Raw genomic sequence first — 17,339 nt, 5'->3', positions numbered from 1 at the left:
AACCTCCTCAGCGTGCGGCGAGCACGCGGTTCAGCAGCTGCGCCAGATTCTCGCCGGCCAGCCGCAGCTGCGCTTCCGCCACCGGGCGGTAGCGCGCGGTGTATTCATCGCCGATCTTACGCGAGGCTGGATAAACGCCGGCTTGCATCGAAATGCGGCAGCTGGCTTCAGCCCACGCCTGCGGATCGCGCTGCGGATTGGACTGGCGCGCCAGTTTCGGCGCCGGCAGCGACCGCAGCACCGGCAGATAGCCGTTGTCGTCCAGCTTGCGGGTGTTGAGCATGCCGCTGTCCCACAGCGAATGGAGGTTGGTGCCGCGGTTGCCGTACTGCAGCTGGAAGTCGTTGCCGCCCTTGTCGTGACCGTAGCCGGCATGCATTGGCTGGTGGATGTCGCCGACCAGATGCACCACGAACTTCAGGGCCTGCAGCCGCTCGCCGTCGGTCAGGTTGCGATCGCCGAGGATCGCGCTCTGCGCCTTCAGCGCTTCGACGATGCAGTTGCCGTTGGTGCAGTGCCTGGGCGCTTCGTAGTGGCAGCCGTCTTCGGCGATGTTGACGTAATGCCAGCCGGCGGAACGGCGGCCGAGGCCCGGGTCCTTGGCACGCAGCTGGTCGGCCCAGGGCGCCACGCTGGCGAGGGTGGCACCGGGTTCGGTGGCCAGCAGGCGGTCGACTTCGGCGCGTGCAGCGGGCGAGAGGCGGGAATCCGCTACCTCAGCGACAAGGCGATGACCTTGCGCGCCCCAGGCATGGGCAGGGGCGGAGGCGGACAGCAGAGCCGGCGCGATCGCGGCGGCGAGGAACAGGGAATGCAGGGCTTTCATGCCGGCATTCTAGCGGGGCGGCGGCCGGACGCGTTTGATCCAGCATGGCCGCTCGCCACGCGCCCTTGATGCGCGGACCGTTACGGTGGCGCGGCCACGGGCGGGGACATCGCGATGAGCATCACGGACCGGCGCATCACGGCAATACATGCGGACGACGGCTTTGCCCGCGCGTTCGATGAACAGGTGGTCTGGCGGATGCGCTGGGCCTGTGCCGTTGCCGGCATCTTTTCAATCGGCTTTGCCGTGCTGGACCATTTCTGGCTTCCGCCGGATGTGCATGCACAGGTGCTGCGCTGGCGGCTCGGGCTGCTGCTGCCGGTATTGCTGGTGGCGGTAGCACTCACCTTCGTCCCGGCGTTCCGCCGCCATCTGCAGTGGCTGGGGGGCGGTGCTGTGCTGATCAGCGGGCTGGCGCTGGTGACGATGATCTGGACGGCGCATCGCGCCGGCGTGGATTATCCCTATGAAGGCGTCAGCCTGTTCCTGCTGCTGAACTACTTCCTGTGTGGCCTGCGCTTTGGCGTCGCCACGCTGACCGGAACCCTGATCGCATCGGCGTTCGTGCTGGCGGAGCTGCAGGTCGGCCGGCACTGGGCGCAGATGCTGCAGAGCGTGACGTTCGTGCTGGCCAGCAACCTGGCTGGCATCTTCGGTAGTTACATCCTGGAAAGGCAGGCGCGTGCAACCTGGCGCGCCGAGCAGCGGCTGGATGCACTGGCCAACCACGACGGATTGACCGGATTGCTCAACCGGCGCGCATTCGATCGTCGTGCCAACCAGATCTTCCAGCGTTATCTCCGCCGGCCGCACGCGCGTGGCGCCTTGCGCATCGCGATGATCGACATCGACTACTTCAAGCGCTACAACGACCATCATGGTCACCCGGCGGGCGATGCGGTCCTGCATGCGGTGGCGGTGACGCTGGCCGCGCAGCTTCGCGGCGCTGACTCGGTGGTGGCGCGGTACGGCGGTGAGGAGTTCGTGGCGCTGGGGCAGTGGTCGCCAGGCGAGCCGGAAACCGCGCCGTTCGAGCGGATGCGTCAGCAGGTCCAGGCGCTGGCGATCGCCCATGCCGATTCGGACGCCGCGCCGGTGGTGAGCGTCAGTATTGGTGTGGCGCGGTGGCATGACGATGGCGCCGATTCGCTGGAGCAGGCACTGGCGCGTGCGGATGCCGCGCTGTATCGGGCCAAGGCGTCCGGGCGCAACCGGGTGGAGGTGGCCACGGATGGGTAAGCCGAAAAAAGCCCCGGCGATCACCGGGGCAACATGCTGCGGAGGGTTCAGCCGTTGGCCGGAGGGCGGGGCAGGCCCGCCACGCCGGAGGCCGCGCTCAGAACTTGAAGACGTAGGAGGCGCCGTAGACCAGCGGATCGATGTTGACCGTACCGATCTTCTGGCCGTCCAGCTTCACCTTGCTGTCGATGTCGATCCAGCGCATGTCCACGCGCAGCGCGCCCTTCTCGCCGATCGCGAAGTCCACGCCGGCGTGCGCGGCCAGACCCCAGGAGTCCTGCAGCTTCAGCCGGCTGTCCTTGAGCGCGCCCGTGGTGTCTTCGCTGAAGAAGGTCGTGTAGTTCACGCCCGCACCGATGAACGGCGACACCTTGCCCTTGCTGTTGAAGTGGTACTGCACGGTCACCACCGGCGGCAGCTGCTTGGTGCTGCCGACACGGCCGAGGCCGTTGATGTTGATGTCGTGCTTGAACGGCAGTGCCGCCAGCACTTCGATGCCCAGGTTGTCAGCGATGAAGTACTCGCCGGTGATGGTCGGCTTGACGTCGTTGTCGACGTCGACCTTCAGCGTGCCACCGGCCAGCCAGCCGTTGTTCGACTTCGGTGCCACCTGGTGCACGCCGGCCGAAAGGGTCCAGTCGCCCTTGGACTGGGCCATCGCCGGGGCGGCGGCGAGGGACAGGGCGGCGGCCAGGCTGGCCACGATCAGGGGAGAGGTCTTGCGCATGGGGGTGTTCTCGTTGCGGGGTGGATGGGGCCAGTCTCGGCCTCACGCCGCGCTAACGCTTTGATCCGGATCAAATCCGGCCAGCCCGCCCGCCACCGGCCCGGTCTGGCCGGCGGTGGCCAGGCCGGGCCTGCTAGACTTGTGGGCCCTATCCACCCCGCCGCACCCGTCGCGGCTGCAGGAGCTTGAGAAATGGCAATCAAGGTTGGTATCAACGGTTTCGGTCGCATCGGGCGTAACGTCCTGCGCTCGGCGGTGCTGAACTTCGGCGACGACATCGAAATCGTGGCCATCAACGATCTGCTGGAGCCGGATTACCTGGCCTACATGCTCAAGTACGACTCCGTGCACGGTCGCTTCAAGGCTGACGTGTCGGTGCAGGGCAACGACCTGCTGGTCAACGGCAAGAAGATCCGCCTGACCCAGGAACGCGATCCGGCCAACCTGAAGTGGGACGAAGTGGGCGTGGACGTGGTCATCGAGTCCACCGGTCTGTTCCTGACCAAGGAAACCGCGCAGAAGCACATCGATGCCGGCGCCAAGAAGGTAATCCTGTCCGCCCCGTCCAAGGACGATACGCCGATGTTCGTGTTCGGCGTGAATGACAAGACCTACGCCGGCCAGGCGATCATCTCCAACGCCTCGTGCACCACCAACTGCCTGGCCCCGCTGGCCAAGGTCATCAACGACAAGTGGGGCATCAAGCGTGGCCTGATGACCACCGTGCACGCCGCCACGGCCACCCAGAAGACCGTTGACGGCCCGTCCAACAAGGACTGGCGCGGCGGCCGCGGCATCCTGGAGAACATCATTCCGTCCTCCACCGGTGCGGCCAAGGCGGTCGGCGTGGTCATTCCGGAACTGAACAAGAAGCTCACCGGCATGAGCTTCCGCGTGCCGACCTCGGACGTGTCGGTGGTCGACCTGACCGTCGAGCTGGAAAAGGAAGCCACCTACGCCGAGATCTGCGCCGAAGTGAAGGCACAGAGCGAAGGCGCGCTGAAGGGCATCCTCGGCTACACCGAAGACAAGGTCGTGGCTACCGACTTCCGCGGTGAGACCCACACGTCGGTGTTCGATGCCGAAGCCGGCATTGCCCTGGACGGTACCTTCGTCAAGCTCGTGTCGTGGTACGACAACGAGTGGGGCTACTCCAACAAGTGCCTGGAAATGGCCAGGGTCGTCGCCGCCAAGTAAGGCCGGCGAAGATCGCGCACGAACCCCGGCCTGGCCGGGGTTCGTCGTTTGAGGGACCGGCCCTGTCGTAGCATGGGGCGGTCCGACCGCCGCCGCAGGGGCGCGGGATCGCATGGGAAGGCACGCAATGGAAGCACTGATAGCCCTGGTCGTATTGATACTGCTGGCGATTCCGCTGCTGCTGGTGGTCGCGCTGGTGATGATCGCCGGCCTGCGGCGCCGGGTCGCTGCGCTTGAGGGCGCACTGGCCGATGTGTCGCAATCGCCGCGCGCTGCCGCGCCACCGCCCGGGCCCGCCCCCGTTCCGGCAACGGACGCGCCAGCCATGGAGCGACCGCGGGCTGCGGCAGCACCTTCTCCCGTGGCGGCCCATGCGCCGGAATCCTCCGTGCCGGCGCCGCCGCGGCAGGCAGCGCCGCCACCACCACCGCTGCCGGCCACGCCGCCCCCGCCTGCGCCGCCGGTCGAGCCGGCCGGGCCGGGCTTCTTCGAGCGTGGCATCGGCGCCGTCAAACGCTGGTTCACCGAGGGCAACGTGCCGGTCAAGATCGGCATGCTGGTGCTGCTGGCCGGTGTTGCCGCGCTGCTGAAGTACGTCAGTGACCAGGGCTGGCTGGTGCTCCCGGTCGAACTCCGGCTGGCGGCCGTCACCGCTGGTGCGCTGGGCCTGCTGGCCTTCGGCTGGCATCAGCGCGAACGCCGGCGCCTGTTCGCGCTGGCCCTGCAGGGCGGCGCCATCGGTGTGCTGCTGCTGACCATCTTCGCGGCATTCAAGCGTTTTGAACTGCTTGCGCCGGGATTTGCGTTCGCCAGTTCGATCGCGCTGGTCGCCGGCCTGTGCGTGCTGGCAGTGCTGCAGAACTCGCGCACCCTGGCGGTGCTGGGCATCCTGGCGGGCTTCATGGCCCCGCTGTGGCTGTCGACCGGCAGTGGCAACCATGTCGGCCTCTTCAGCTACTACGCAGTGCTCAACGCCGGCATCTTCGCCATCGCCTGGTTCCGTCCGTGGCGCGCGCTGAACCTGCTGGGCTTCGCGTTCACCTTCGGTATCGGCACGTTCTGGGGCGTGCTTCAGTACAGGGCCGAGAAGTTCTCCAGCACCGAACCGTTCCTGCTGCTGTTCTTCGCCTTCTATCTGCTGATTCCCCTGCTGTACGCGCGCAGGCAGCCTGCCGGTCGCCGCGATCTGGTCGATGGCAGCCTGGTGTTCGGTACGCCGTTGATCGCCTTCTCGCTGCAGGCGGCGATGCTGCACGAACAGCCGATGACACTGGCACTGTGCGCGCTGGGCCTGGCGGTGATCTACGCGGTGCTGGCGCGTGCCCTGATCGCCCGGGCCTCGTATACGGTGCTGGCGCAGTCGCACGCGGTGCTGGCGGTGGGTTTCGCCACGCTGGCCGTGCCGCTGGCCTTGTCCGCCCGTGCCACCGGTGCGGTGTTCGCGCTGGAAGGTGCCGGGCTGGCCTGGCTCGGTCTGCGCCAGAGGCGCTGGCTGCCACAGGTGTCCGCTGCGCTGCTGCAGATGGCGGCGGCATTCGCCTTCGTGGCAGGTGGCAACCACTGGCACGAGGACGCGCGCCTGCTGCTCAATCCCACCGCGATCGGTGCGCTGCTGCTGGCCGTGGCGGGGTTGGCGTCGGCGTGGAGCTACCAGCGCCGGGCACGTCATGAGATCGCCCTGGTCTACTACCTGTGGGGCCTGCTGTGGTGGCTCGGCGGCTGGGTGCACGAGATCGGTCGTTTCCTCGCGCATGCCTCGCAGGCCGATGCACTGCTGGTGCTGGTGGCGGCGACCGCCTGGCTGGCAGCCGAGGTGCAGCGCCGGCAACCGGCACGTGCGCTGGGGATGACCGCACTGGCGATGCTGGCGATGGCGTTTCCATTGGCATTGGCGCAAAGCCATGCACACCAGCAACCGTTCGCGGGCCACGGCGCCCTGGCATGGGCGCTGTTCGCCGTGCTGGGGGTGCGCACGTTGCTGTGCCTGCGCCAGGGCGGCGACACGGTGGCGCGCATCGCCCAGTTCCTGTGGTGGCTGCTGTGGCCATCGCTGCTTTCGCTGCTGGCCCTGTGGGGAGGCGGCGAGGCTGGCCTGGCACAGGGCTGGACGTTGTTGCTGGTGACGCTGCCCTGGCTGCTGCTGGCCGCGCTGTCACTGTGGCGCTGGGGTTGGCTGCGCTGGCCGCTGGGCCCGGCATTCGATGCCGCACGCGTGCCGCTGCAGTGCGTGCTGTTTGCGCTGCTGGCGACCGGATGGCTGCTGGGCCAGCTGCTGCCGGGCACTGCGGCACCGCTGCCGTGGCTGCCGGTGCTGAACCCGGCCGAGATGGGGCAGTGGCTGAGCCTGTTGCTGCTGGCGCGCTGGCTGTACAGCGATGTGGCACCGCCCGCGCTGCGCAGGCTGCGCCTGCCGGTGCTGGCACTGGCGGGCTTCATCGCCCTGACCAGCCTGGTCCTGCATGGCGTGCACCACTGGGGGGGACTGGCCTGGAGTACGTCGATGGCGCGCTACAGCTTGGCCCAGACCAGCCTGACCGTGCTGTGGAGCGTGCTCGGCGTGATCGCCTGGGTGTGGGGCTCGCGTCGTGGCCAGCGTGTGTTGTGGATGGTCGGTGCGGTGCTGATGGGCGTGGTCCTGGCCAAGCTGGTCCTCATCGACCGCCAGCACCTGGGCAACCTGCTCGGGATCGCATCGTTCATCGCCTACGGCCTGCTGTGTACGGTCGTCGGCTATCTGGCACCGGCGCCACCGGGCGCGGTGCCATCCGTGGAGGAAAACCAATGAGAATGTGGAGCAGGATGGTGGTGCCGGCGATGCTGGGCCTGTTCGCCACCATCGCCGTACACGCGGCCGACTACCGCACGCAGTACGCCGAGCAGTGGCCGCTGACGCTGTCCAGTGCGCAGTCCGGCGCCTATCGGGTGGTGCTGGAACCGGCGATCTACCGCCGTGCAGGCGCAGCAGACCTGGGTGACCTGCAGGTGTTCAACGCGGCCGGACAGGCCCTGCCGTCGGCATTGCTGGCACCCGACGCGCCGCTGGCACAGCCGCCGGTGCAGCGCGAGCTGCCCTGGTTCGCACTGCCGCCGCTGGCCGATGCGCAACGCAACGACCTGCAGTTGCTGACCGAGCGCGATACCGACGGCCGTGTGCGCCGGGTCGAAGCGCGTGTCGGTGCTGGCACGGTGAACGGGCAGGGCGGCTGGCTGATCGATGCCAGCGTGCTCGGCCAGCAGCCGCTGGCGGCGCTGGTGCTGGATTGGGCCGACAGTGGCCAGCCGCTGCAGGCGCAGGTGCAGCTTGATGCCAGCGATGACCTGCAGCATTGGCGCTCCATCGGTCGGGACATTCCGCTGGTGGACCTGCAGCGCGCCGGCAAACGATTGCTGCAGCGACGCCTGCAGGTTGACGGCAATGCGCGCTATCTGCGCGTGCTGCCGCAGGGCGACGCGCGACTGCCTGCCCTGCATGGCGTGCTCGCCGAGCTTCCGCCGGCACCGGCGACGTTGCCTTGGGAATGGCTGTCACTGACGCCGATAGCGCAGGGCAAGGGCGAATACACATTTGAACTGGACGGCCGTTTCCCGATCGCGCGCGCCGATGTCGCCAGTACCGACAACAGCCTGGTGCAGTGGACGCTGTTCAGCCGCGACGATGAAGGCGCGCAGTGGCAACGACGCAGTGCACCGTGGATCGCCTATCAGCTGCAGCAGGGAACGCAGGGCCCGCGTCAGCAGTCGGCGGCGCAGGTGCTGGGCGATGTGCACCGCGACCGCTACTGGAAGCTGGTGGCAAGCCCGGCGGAGATCGCCGGCGCCCCCACCCTGCGCCTGGGCTACCAGCCGGAAGTGATGGTGTTCCTGAGCCAGGGCGCTGCGCCCTATGCACTGGCGGTGGGCAGCGCGACGGCGCGCCGCGCGGAGGCGCCGATCGGGGTGCTGATCGAGGAACTTCGCCAGCGCAACGATCCGGCCTGGCAGCCGACGCTGGCACGCCTGGAGGGCCGCCCCGAGCCGCTGGCCGGAGACACAGCGCTGGAACCGCAGCGGGACTGGAAGGCCTGGCTGCTGTGGGCGCTGCTGGGCGTGGGGGTCCTGGTCGTAGGCGGTCTGGCGGTCAGCCTGCTCAGGCAGAAGCCTTCGCCTTCGGCGTAGATCCCGACGAATCCCGGCCGCGCATGGAGCGGCGCTGCGGCCGGCGCCATCCGTTCTGCCGCAGCCGATACAATGACGGTCTGCCGAACGCCGGCACCCCGTCCCTGAGCCCAAGAGTTGCCCATGTCCATCGTCCGCATGACCGACCTCGACCTCTCCGGCAAGCGCGTGCTGATCCGCCAGGATCTGAACGTGCCGATCGAGAATGGCCGCATCACTTCCGAACAGCGCATCACCGCTTCGCTGCCGACGCTCAAGCGCGCACTGGAGCAGGGCGCGGCGGTGATGGTCACCTCGCACCTGGGCCGGCCGAAGGAAGGCGTGTGGAGCGAAGCCGATTCGCTGGCACCGGTTGCCGCACGCCTGTCCGAACTGCTGGGTCGCGAGGTGCCGCTGGTACGCGACTGGATCGACGGCGTCGAGGTGCAGCCGGGCCAGCTGGTGCTGCTGGAAAACTGCCGGATGAACGTCGGCGAGGGCAAGGATGACGAAGCCCTGTCGAAGAAGTACGCCGCGCTGTGCGATGTGTTCGTGATGGATGCCTTCGGTACCGCGCACCGCGCGCAGGCGTCCACCCATGGCGTGATCCGTTTCGCCCCGGTCGCCGCGGGTGGCCCGCTGCTGATGGCCGAGCTGGATGCCCTGGCGCAGGCGCTGGACGCACCGGCCAAGCCGCTGCTGGCCATCGTGGCCGGCAGCAAGGTCAGCACCAAGCTGGAACTGCTGGCCAATCTGGTGGGCAAGGTCGACCAGCTGATCGTGGGGGGCGGCATCGCCAACACCTTCATCGCGGCTGCCGGCTACAAGGTCGGCAAGTCGCTGTACGAGCCGGACCTGCTGGACACCGCCCGGAAGATCGTTGCCGACGCCAAGGCGCGCGGGGCCGAGATTCCGCTTCCGGTGGACGTGGTCACGGCCAAGCAGTTCCTGCCCGACGCCATTGCCGAAGTGAAGGCCGTGGATGCGGTCGCCGAAGATGATCTGATCCTGGACATCGGTCCGCAGACCGCTGCCCAGTACGCGCAGCTGATTGCGAATGCCGGCACCGTGGTCTGGAACGGCCCTGTCGGCGTGTTCGAGTTTGAAGCTTTCAGCAAGGGAACCGAAGCGCTGGCGCGTGCCATCGCCACGTCCCCGGCGTTCTCCATCGCCGGCGGTGGCGACACCCTGGCAGCGGTCGACAAGTTCGACATCGCCAAGGACGTGAGCTACATCTCCACCGGTGGCGGCGCGTTCCTGGAATTCCTGGAAGGCAAGACCCTGCCGGCCGTGGCCGCGCTCGCCGCGCGCGGCGCATGAACCCGGACGGCACCCAGGCCGGTTCTGCCCACCCGGCACCGGAAGAACGCGCGACGCTCTTCTTCGACCTGGACGGTACGTTGATCGATTCGCAGGTGGGCATCACCACCTGCATCGCTTATGCGCTGCAGAAGATGGAGCATCCGGTGCCGGCGCGGGAAACCCTGCTGGGCTGGATCGGGCCTTCGCTGCGCACCACGTTCGCGCCGCTGTTCATCGAACCGGCGCGGGTGGAGCAGGCCGTCGGGTACTACCGCGAGCGCTTCGATGCCGAGGGCTGGCGCGAGCACACGGTGTACCCCCAGGTGGAGGACGCCCTGCGCACCTTGCATGCGCGTGGCCACCGCCTGGCGGTGGTCACCGCCAAGAACGAGCCGCACGCGCGCCGGATCCTGGCCCATCTGCCCTTCGGCGGATTGTTCGAGGACATCATCGGCTCGACCCTGGATGGTTCGCGCAGCCACAAGCCCGAGCTGGTCGGCGAAGCGCTGCGCCGGCTGCAGGTGTCGCCCACGCAGTGCTGGATGATCGGCGACCGTCGCATGGATATCGAGGGCGCGCGTCACCACGGCCTGCGAAGCATCGGCGTGCTGTGGGGGTTTGGTGGCGAAGCGGAACTCACTGAAGCCGGTGCGGGCCAGCTGGCACGCGAGCCGGTCCAGCTGACGACACTGTTGGCCTGATACCGGGCACCCTGCGCCGGCGTATGTCCGGGCGATGTCCGTTACATGTCCCGCAGAGTCAGGCAGCACAAGGTTGTAACCGCATACATGGGGCGTGAAGGATGTGCTAATTTCCGTGCTTTAACGGGAGAGGCCCATTCACCATGTTCGAGCGTCAGCGTCGCACCAAGATCCTAGCCACCCTCGGTCCGGCCACCGATCCGCCGGGCGTGCTGGAGGATCTGTTCCGCGCCGGCGTCAACGTGGTGCGCCTGAACTTCAGCCACGGTGACCCGTCCGGCCAGGCCAAGCGTGCCGCCGACGTGCGCGCCGCCGCACAGCGGGTGGGCGTGGAAGTGGGCATCCTGGCCGACCTGCCGGGCCCGAAGATCCGCATCGAGCGCTTTGCCGAAGGCAAGATCCATCTCAAGGCGGGCGACCGTTTCGATCTGGTCGCCTCGCCCAACGCACCGGCCGGCGATGCCACGCAGGTGGGTGTGAGCTACCTCGGCCTGCCGCAGGACGTCGGCCCCGGTGATGTCCTGCTCCTCGATGACGGCCTGATGCAGCTGCAGGTCGTCGAGGTGCAGGGTGAGCGGATCATCAGCACCGTGCTCAACGACGGGGTGCTGTCTGATCGCAAGGGCTTGAACAAGCAGGGCGGTGGCCTGTCGCTGGGCGCGTTGACCGAGCGCGACAAGGAGCTGATCGGGATCGTCGCCAAGATCGGTGTCGACTTCATCGCCGTTTCCTTCTGCCGCAATGCGCAGGACATGAACGATGCCCGCGCGATCGCCGAATCGCACGGCTGCTACGCCGCGCTGGTGTCCAAGATCGAGCGCACCGAAGCGATCGAGAACCTGGAGGAGATCGTCGAGGCCAGTGACGTGGTGATGGTGGCGCGCGGCGACCTCGGCGTGGAAATCGGCGATGCCGAACTGCCGGGCCTGCAGAAGAAGATCATCAAGGCTTCGCTGGCGCAGAACAAGGTGGTGATCACTGCCACCCAGATGCTGCAGTCGATGGTGGAAAGCCCGATCCCGACCCGCGCGGAAGTGCTGGACGTGGCCAACTCGGTGATCGACGGCACCGATGCGGTGATGCTGTCGGCCGAAACCGCTGCCGGTGCGTATCCGGTCAAGGCCGTGGAGGCGATGGCGCGCATCTGCCTGGGCGCCGAGCGCCAGTTCCAGACCGAGACCGACTTCAATGCGTCGCCGCGCAACCTGGAGCGCGCCGACCAGGCCATCGCGATGGCGACCATGTTCCTGTCCCAGCACGTGGGCGTGCGTGCCATCGTGGCCATGACCGAGTCCGGCGGTACCGCGCGCTACCTGTCGCGCTTCCGTGCCAAGGCACCGGTGTTCGCGGTGACCCGCCATGACGGCGCACGCCGGCAGATGGCGCTGATGCGCGATGTGTTTCCGATCAATTTCGACAGCCGTGGCCTGACCCCGCGCGAAGCCGCACGTGGCAGCATCCGCCTGCTGGTCGAATCGGATCTGCTGCAGGCCGGCGATCGGGTGGTGTTCACCAGCGGTGAGCACATGGAAACCCACGGTGCGACCAACACCCTGCGCCTGCTCGAGGTGGGCGAAGACGGTCGCGCCAGTGGTCTGGGCGATCTGTAACCGCTGCGGAACCGGGTCGGAGCCCCACCGGGGCTCTGACCGGAACGCCGCAGGACAGCGCCTGTCCTGAATGGACATTGGAATCGTTTCCAGTCTGGCCTCCACGTCGAGGCCACGGGCTGCGGGGCTATACTTACGTTTTTCCCGCACCCGCCACAGGAAGTACATGAGCATCGAACAGCTGGCTGAAACCGCCCAGGCCATGGTTGCCCCGGGCAAGGGCATCATCGCGATCGACGAATCCACCGGTACCATCGCCAAGCGCTTCGCCGGCGTGGGCATCGAGAACACCGAGGAGAACCGTCGCGCCTATCGCGAACTGCTGCTGACCACGCCGAAGCTCAACGAGCACATTTCCGGCGCCATCCTGTACGACGAAACCATCCGCCAGTCGACCAAGGACGGCGTGCCGTTCGCCAAGTACATGGCCGACCACGGCATGATTCCGGGCATCAAGGTGGACAAGGGTGCGCATCCGCTGGCCGGCTGCCCGGGCGAGCTGGTGACCGAAGGCCTGGACGGCCTGCGTGAGCGCCTGCAGGAGTATTACAAGCTGGGTGCGCGCTTTGCCAAGTGGCGTGCGGTCATCAACATCGGCGAGAGCATTCCGTCGGGCACCTGCATCGAATCCAACGCCCATGCGCTGGCCCGCTACGCCGCGCTGTGCCAGGAATGCGGCCTGGTGCCGATGGTCGAGCCGGAAGTGATCATGGACGGCGACCACGACATCGAGACCTGCTACGAAGTCACCGAAGCCACCCTGCGTTCGCTGTTCGACGCCCTGTACCAGCAGAACGTGCTGCTGGAAGGCACCATCCTGAAGGCTTCGATGGTCATCTCGGGCAAGGACTGCGAAGAGCAGGCCGACGTCGAGGAAGTGGCCGAGTCCACCGTGATGTGCCTGAAGAGCACCGTGCCGGCGATCCTGCCGGGCGTGGTGTTCCTGTCCGGCGGCCAGAGCGATGAACAGTCCACCGCCCACCTCAATGCGATGAACCAGCTGGGCAACCTGCCGTGGCCGCTGAGCTTCTCCTACGGCCGTGCCATGCAGCAGGCGGCACTGAAGCTGTGGGCCAAGGACATGAAGGGCAACTACGCCGCCGCGCAGAAGACCGTGTTCGAGCGCGCCAAGGAAAACGGCCTGGCTGCACTGGGCAAGTGGAGCGGTTGATCGGTTCCATCGCAGGATGAACAGGGCAACGCCGGCCTCACGCCGGCGTTTGCTTTTGCGGGTATCTTTTCCGCCTCCCGCGGGCCCGGCCGGCCCGGGGGACACACATGGAAGGCCAAGGAGAAAAAACATGCGTTTGGCAGCAATCACGCTGGCCGTTGCTACGGTCCTCGCCGCAGGCGGTTGCAACCGCTCCGGCAGCAATGCGGATGTGGGCAAGGCTCCGTCGCTCGAGTTCGACAAGCCCGTTTCCGGCGAGATCACCTCGCGCAGCGGCATCAATTTCAATGACGGCAGCCACCACCAGCTGTACCAGATCACGCTGGAGGACAAGCAGCTGGTGGGCATGAAGCTGACCGGTGCCCTCAGTGGCTCGATTGCCGTGTTCAACAATGGCAGCCTGGTCGCCAGCAGCCGCACCGGCTATGAGCGCAGCGGGGATGTATCGCTGGCGTTCCGCGCCAACGGTGCCGGCACCTACCAGGTGGCGGTCAACGCCGACAGCCCGACCGCCTACGGCCCTTACCGCCTGCGGGTGGAGAAGCTGGTGCCCTACGACGGCAAGCCCATCGCAGGCAGCGGCGAAGTCGTGGACATGCTGGTCTCCGGATCGCAGGACTACACACTGCAGGTGGACAAGGCCGGCCTCTATGAGGTCAACCTGTCGTCCGATGCGTTCGATACCGTGCTGAAGCTGAAGGGCGGCGAGATCGACGCGGAGAACGACGATGGCGGTGACAGCACCAATTCGCGCCTGTCGCTGCCGTTGCAGCCCGGCAAGTACACGCTGGGCGTGCGCGGGCTGGACGACGATGCGTCCGGCACCTTCAAGCTGACCGTTGCCCGCACCGAGCTGCCGGGCAACATCGTCGAGCGCGACGGTACCCAACTGCCGCAGTCGGGCAGCGTGTTCACCATGCTCGACAGCGAAGGTCGCCGTCGCTTCCTGCTGACACTGGAGCGTCCGGGCGATGTTCGCCTGGATGCGATCTCCGGTCAGGTGGACACCGTGCTGCGTGTGGTCGGCGGTGATGTCGAGCTGGTCGACGACGACGGCGGCAATGGCACCAACGCGCGTCTGCAGGAATCGCTGCCGGCCGGTCATTACACCGTCGATGTTTCCAGCCTCAGCGACGAGCAGGGCCTGGTCGAGGTGCGCGTGCAGATCGATGGCGCCAGCGCTGCCGGCGCCGCGGCGTCGGCGGCCCGCGCAGCGGCGGATGCGGCGGCCGTGCCGGATGACGCCGCAGTCGACGCGGCCAGCCGCTGACGCGTCCAGGGGCACTGCCGCAATGAAAAGGCCGGGCATTGCCCGGCCTTTTCTTCAGTGCCGCCGCCCCGTGTTCAATGCGCGGCAGCGAAGCCGGTATCGCCCAGTGGCGGCAGCAGCGTGCCGCGCACTTCGTTGTCCGCGTTCTGCCCGGCACTGGCCAGGGCCTGCTGATACGCCTTGGCCGTGGCGGTATTGAAAGCAACCAGCACGATCCGCATCGGCTGTGCATGGCTGCGTTGCCACGCCAGGGTTTCCGTCACGGCGATCTGCGCGGCCTGGTACAGCGGATAGCCGTACACGCCACAACTGATGGCCGGGAACGCGATCGACTGCACCCCGAGCGATTCGGCCAGCTGCAGCGATTTCCAGTAGCAGTTGGCCAGCAGCGCGGGTTCATCGCGCAGGCCGTCGTGCCAGACCGGGCCCACCGTGTGCAGCACGTGCCGCGCCGGCAATGCATGGGCGCCGGTGGCGCGCACTTCACCGGTCGGGCAGCGCACGCCTGGGCGCAGTTCCGGCAGTTGCCGGCATTCGGCCAGCAGGCCGGGGCCGGCGGCACGGTGGATCGCACCGTCCACTCCGCCGCCGCCCAGCAGCGATTCATTGGCCGCGTTGACGATCGCATCCACCGCCAGGGTCGTGATGTCGCCCTGCCACACTTCGATCTTCATGCGTCCGTCTCCTGCCTGTCGGATGTTCCGCGCAGTACCTGCGGCGGCTGTACCCAGCGTAGGGGACAGGCCATCGATGCTGCGTCATGACCGTCTCACGCGCTGCGATCCGACGGTCTTCACGCACGATGGCGGTCGCCACCTTCACGCAGGCTGAAGCAGAAAGGGGTCAGAGCCTTTTCCGTATGGAAAAGGCTCTGACCCCATGTTTCCGAGGTGCGCCGGCAGGGTCAGAGTCCTCTCCCGGACGGGAAAGGGATCCGACCCTGTGCATCACGGCAGGCCGGCCAGCCAGTCGTCGTCGGAACCTTCGTTCACGTCGGCGAACAGGGGCGTGGAGAAGTAGCGCTCGCCGGTATCCGGAAGCATCGCCAGGATCACCGAACCCGGCTCGGCGCGGCTGGCCACATCCAGCGCGCTGGCGACCGTGGCGCCGGCGGAGATGCCGACGAAGATGCCTTCCTCGGCGGCCAGCCGGCGCGCGGTGGCGATGGCGCGTTCGTCGTCCACGCTCAGCAGCTCGTCCACCACGTCGCGGTTGAGCACGTCCGGCACGAAGTCCGGCGTCCAGCCCTGGATCTTGTGCGGCTTCCAGTCATCGCCCTTGAGCAGCGCGGCGCCGGCTGGCTCGGTGGCGATGATGCGGGTCTGCGGCCGTGCGACCTTCAGCACCTCGCCGACACCGGTGAGGGTTCCGCCGGTTCCCCAGCCGCTGACGAAATAGTCCAGGCGCCTGCCGGCGAAGTCGCGCAGGATCTCCGCCGCCGTCGTGTTGCGGTGGTAGGCCGGGTTGGCCGGATTGGCGAACTGGCTGGCGAGGAACCAGCCATGCTGTTCGGCCAGTTCGCGCGCCTTGCGCACCATGCCGCTGCCACGTTCCGCCGCCGGGGTCAGGATCACCTTGGCGCCGTAGGCACGCATCAGCTTGCGGCGTTCCACCGAGAACGTCTCGACCATGGTCGCCACGAACTTGTAGCCACGGGCGGCGGCCACCATCGCCAGCGCCACGCCGGTGTTGCCCGAGGTGGCTTCGACGATGGTGTCACCCGGCTTGAGCAGGCCACGGGCCTCGGCGTCGAGGATGATCGCCAGCGCCAGGCGGTCCTTGACCGAACCGCCGGGATTGAACGACTCGACCTTGGCGTAGAGGCTGACCTGCGGCGGCGCCAGGCGCTGCAGCTTGACGATGGGGGTGTTGCCGACGGTGTCGAGGATGGAGTCGTACAGGGCCATGGAAGCGCTCCGGAGGCGGGGCCACGCCAGGACGGCGGGCGGAAGAGGGAGGGCTGGCTGTTCACGCCAGCGGCTGCCGGCTGACCGTAGCGCCGGCATATGACGCCCGGAAATGACCAGATGCCTTTCTTAAACAACCTTTGGTTATAAGCTGGTGACGGTAATTGACCCTAGAGTGGACCTCCGCCCCTGCTGCCTGCCCGCCCATGACGCTGACCCAGCTGCGCTATCTGGTCGCCATCGCCGACGCCGAGCTGAACATCACGCTGGCTGCCTCGCGCGTGCACGCCACCCAACCCGGCCTGTCCAAGCAGCTCAAGCAGCTGGAGGACGAGCTGGGCTTCCTGTTGTTCGTACGCAAGGGTCGCAGCCTGGAGTCCGTTACCCCGGCCGGTACCGAGGTGATCTCCCGCGCGCGCGCCGTGCTGGCCGAGGCCAACAACATCCGCACCTACGCGGCCAACCAGCGCCGCGAAAGCCAGGGTCAGCTGATCCTGACCACCACCCATACCCAGGCGCGCTTCGTGCTGCCGCCGGCGGTGGCGGCGATCAAGCAGGCGTATCCGCAGGTCAGCGTGCACCTGCAGCAGGCCGCCGAAGCCGATGCGCTGGATCGGTTGAACCAGGGTGATGCGGACATCGCCATCATCAGTACGGCCGGTGGGGAGCCTGGCGATGGCATCGCCGTACCGTTGTTCCGCTGGCGGCGGCTGGTGGTGGTGCCCAAGGGCCATCCGCTGGATCGCGCGGGCCGCGCACCGGACCTGGCGGCGCTCGCCCGCCAGCCCCTGATCAGCTATGAATCGTCCACGCGCCCGAACTCGTCGCTGCAGCGTGCCTTTGCTGCCAACGGGCTGGTTCCGGATCTGGCGCTGACTGCGCTGGACGCCGATCTGATCAAGACCTATGTCCGTACCGGCCTGGGTGTGGGCCTGCTGGCCGAAATGGCGGTCAGTTCCCTCGACGAAGACCTCAAGGCATGGCCGGCACCCGCTCCGATCGCCGAGTGCATCGCCTGGGCGGTGCTGCCGCGTGACCGCGTGCTGCGTGATTATGCGCTGGAGCTGGTGCATGTGTTGGCGCCGCAGATCGATCCGCGGGACCTGCGCCGGGTACTGGACGGCAACCAGGTGGCCGCGTGGCCGCTGCCGCCGACCTGGGAATCGCTGACCCAGACCATCACGGTGTGAGGATGCTCGGGCAGGGCTGCGCCCTGCACCTGCGAAGAACTGTCGCAACAGCAACAACGCGGCCA

The 17,339-nt window shown here is 67.5% G+C and carries 14 protein-coding genes; 10 read left to right on the top strand and 4 right to left on the bottom strand.

The window, feature by feature from the left end:
* Window positions 1-7 precede the first annotated feature (7 nt).
* Window positions 8-826, bottom strand: coding sequence for a S1/P1 nuclease (locus ACZK08_RS15640; RefSeq protein WP_065181665.1), 819 nt, complete (start codon window positions 824-826; stop codon window positions 8-10).
* 114 nt (window positions 827-940) lie between these two features.
* On the opposite strand from ACZK08_RS15640, the gene ACZK08_RS15635 reads away from it, so the two are divergent.
* Window positions 941-2,065, top strand: a complete 1,125-nt coding sequence (locus ACZK08_RS15635; protein ID WP_053518485.1) for a GGDEF domain-containing protein — start codon at window positions 941-943, stop codon at window positions 2,063-2,065.
* Between the two features lie 97 nt (window positions 2,066-2,162).
* Here ACZK08_RS15635 and ACZK08_RS15630 read toward each other — a convergent pair whose 3' ends face one another.
* Complete coding sequence (locus ACZK08_RS15630) at window positions 2,163-2,792, bottom strand: OmpW/AlkL family protein (RefSeq protein ID WP_053518487.1); 630 nt, start codon at window positions 2,790-2,792, stop codon at window positions 2,163-2,165.
* Window positions 2,793-2,984: 192 nt separating this feature from the next.
* On the opposite strand from ACZK08_RS15630, the gene gap reads away from it, so the two are divergent.
* The 8 genes from gap to ACZK08_RS15590 all read left to right on the top strand — a co-directional run bounded on the left by gap (window position 2,985) and on the right by ACZK08_RS15590 (window position 14,177).
* Window positions 2,985-3,989 carry a type I glyceraldehyde-3-phosphate dehydrogenase gene (gap, locus tag ACZK08_RS15625; protein ID WP_053518489.1) on the top strand — a complete coding sequence of 335 codons (1,005 nt, stop codon included), beginning with the start codon at window positions 2,985-2,987 and terminating at the stop codon, window positions 3,987-3,989.
* Between the two features lie 127 nt (window positions 3,990-4,116).
* Complete coding sequence (locus ACZK08_RS15620; RefSeq protein ID WP_065181663.1) at window positions 4,117-6,774, top strand: DUF2339 domain-containing protein; 2,658 nt, start codon at window positions 4,117-4,119, stop codon at window positions 6,772-6,774.
* Window positions 6,771-8,144 carry a DUF3999 domain-containing protein gene (locus tag ACZK08_RS15615; protein WP_065181662.1) on the top strand — a complete coding sequence of 458 codons (1,374 nt, stop codon included), beginning with the start codon at window positions 6,771-6,773 and terminating at the stop codon, window positions 8,142-8,144. Before ACZK08_RS15620 ends, ACZK08_RS15615 begins: the two co-directional genes overlap by 4 nt.
* Window positions 8,145-8,267: 123 nt before the next feature.
* Complete coding sequence (locus ACZK08_RS15610) at window positions 8,268-9,443, top strand: phosphoglycerate kinase (protein ID WP_053518495.1); 1,176 nt, start codon at window positions 8,268-8,270, stop codon at window positions 9,441-9,443.
* On the top strand, window positions 9,440-10,126 hold the full coding sequence (locus ACZK08_RS15605) for an HAD hydrolase-like protein (protein ID WP_053518497.1): 687 nt from the start codon (window positions 9,440-9,442) through the stop codon (window positions 10,124-10,126). Before ACZK08_RS15610 ends, ACZK08_RS15605 begins: the two co-directional genes overlap by 4 nt.
* Before the next feature lie 143 nt (window positions 10,127-10,269).
* Window positions 10,270-11,736, top strand: coding sequence for a pyruvate kinase (pyk, locus tag ACZK08_RS15600; RefSeq protein WP_065175757.1), 1,467 nt, complete (start codon window positions 10,270-10,272; stop codon window positions 11,734-11,736).
* Between the two features lie 166 nt (window positions 11,737-11,902).
* Window positions 11,903-12,907 (top strand): class I fructose-bisphosphate aldolase, encoded by a 1,005-nt coding sequence (locus tag ACZK08_RS15595; protein ID WP_065181661.1) that lies wholly within the window; start codon window positions 11,903-11,905, stop codon window positions 12,905-12,907.
* 130 nt (window positions 12,908-13,037) lie between these two features.
* A complete protein-coding gene (locus tag ACZK08_RS15590) occupies window positions 13,038-14,177 on the top strand; it encodes an ABC transporter substrate-binding protein (protein ID WP_065175758.1) in 1,140 nt (379 codons plus the stop codon).
* A 74-nt stretch (window positions 14,178-14,251) separates the two neighbouring features.
* On the opposite strand, the gene ACZK08_RS15585 is transcribed toward ACZK08_RS15590, so the two are convergent.
* Both ACZK08_RS15585 and cysK read right to left on the bottom strand, forming a co-directional pair.
* Complete coding sequence (locus ACZK08_RS15585; RefSeq protein ID WP_053517092.1) at window positions 14,252-14,851, bottom strand: O-acetyl-ADP-ribose deacetylase; 600 nt, start codon at window positions 14,849-14,851, stop codon at window positions 14,252-14,254.
* Between the two features lie 273 nt (window positions 14,852-15,124).
* A complete protein-coding gene (gene cysK, locus ACZK08_RS15580; protein ID WP_065175759.1) occupies window positions 15,125-16,084 on the bottom strand; it encodes a cysteine synthase A in 960 nt (319 codons plus the stop codon).
* A 206-nt stretch (window positions 16,085-16,290) separates the two neighbouring features.
* Here cysK and ACZK08_RS15575 point away from each other — a divergent pair, with 206 nt between their 5' ends.
* Window positions 16,291-17,274, top strand: coding sequence for a LysR family transcriptional regulator (locus ACZK08_RS15575; RefSeq protein ID WP_053517088.1), 984 nt, complete (start codon window positions 16,291-16,293; stop codon window positions 17,272-17,274).
* The last annotated feature ends 65 nt before the right edge of the window (window positions 17,275-17,339 follow it).

Source organism: Stenotrophomonas sp. 112478_Sma (assembly GCF_056479905.1).
This window is presented reverse-complemented; position numbering and strand designations above follow the sequence as displayed.

Bases quoted from the DNA above. Each gene is read 5' to 3' on its own strand.
- ACZK08_RS15640 (WP_065181665.1), bottom strand. From the start codon at position 826: ATGAAAGCCCTGCATTCCCTGTTCCTCGCCGCCGCGATCGCGCCGGCT.
- ACZK08_RS15635 (WP_053518485.1), top strand. From the start codon at position 941: ATGAGCATCACGGACCGGCGCATCACGGCAATACATGCGGACGACGGC.
- ACZK08_RS15630 (WP_053518487.1), bottom strand. From the start codon at position 2,792: ATGCGCAAGACCTCTCCCCTGATCGTGGCCAGCCTGGCCGCCGCCCTG.
- gap (WP_053518489.1), top strand. From the start codon at position 2,985: ATGGCAATCAAGGTTGGTATCAACGGTTTCGGTCGCATCGGGCGTAAC.
- ACZK08_RS15620 (WP_065181663.1), top strand. From the start codon at position 4,117: ATGGAAGCACTGATAGCCCTGGTCGTATTGATACTGCTGGCGATTCCG.
- ACZK08_RS15615 (WP_065181662.1), top strand. From the start codon at position 6,771: ATGAGAATGTGGAGCAGGATGGTGGTGCCGGCGATGCTGGGCCTGTTC.
- ACZK08_RS15610 (WP_053518495.1), top strand. From the start codon at position 8,268: ATGTCCATCGTCCGCATGACCGACCTCGACCTCTCCGGCAAGCGCGTG.
- ACZK08_RS15605 (WP_053518497.1), top strand. From the start codon at position 9,440: ATGAACCCGGACGGCACCCAGGCCGGTTCTGCCCACCCGGCACCGGAA.
- pyk (WP_065175757.1), top strand. From the start codon at position 10,270: ATGTTCGAGCGTCAGCGTCGCACCAAGATCCTAGCCACCCTCGGTCCG.
- ACZK08_RS15595 (WP_065181661.1), top strand. From the start codon at position 11,903: ATGAGCATCGAACAGCTGGCTGAAACCGCCCAGGCCATGGTTGCCCCG.
- ACZK08_RS15590 (WP_065175758.1), top strand. From the start codon at position 13,038: ATGCGTTTGGCAGCAATCACGCTGGCCGTTGCTACGGTCCTCGCCGCA.
- ACZK08_RS15585 (WP_053517092.1), bottom strand. From the start codon at position 14,851: ATGAAGATCGAAGTGTGGCAGGGCGACATCACGACCCTGGCGGTGGAT.
- cysK (WP_065175759.1), bottom strand. From the start codon at position 16,084: ATGGCCCTGTACGACTCCATCCTCGACACCGTCGGCAACACCCCCATC.
- ACZK08_RS15575 (WP_053517088.1), top strand. From the start codon at position 16,291: ATGACGCTGACCCAGCTGCGCTATCTGGTCGCCATCGCCGACGCCGAG.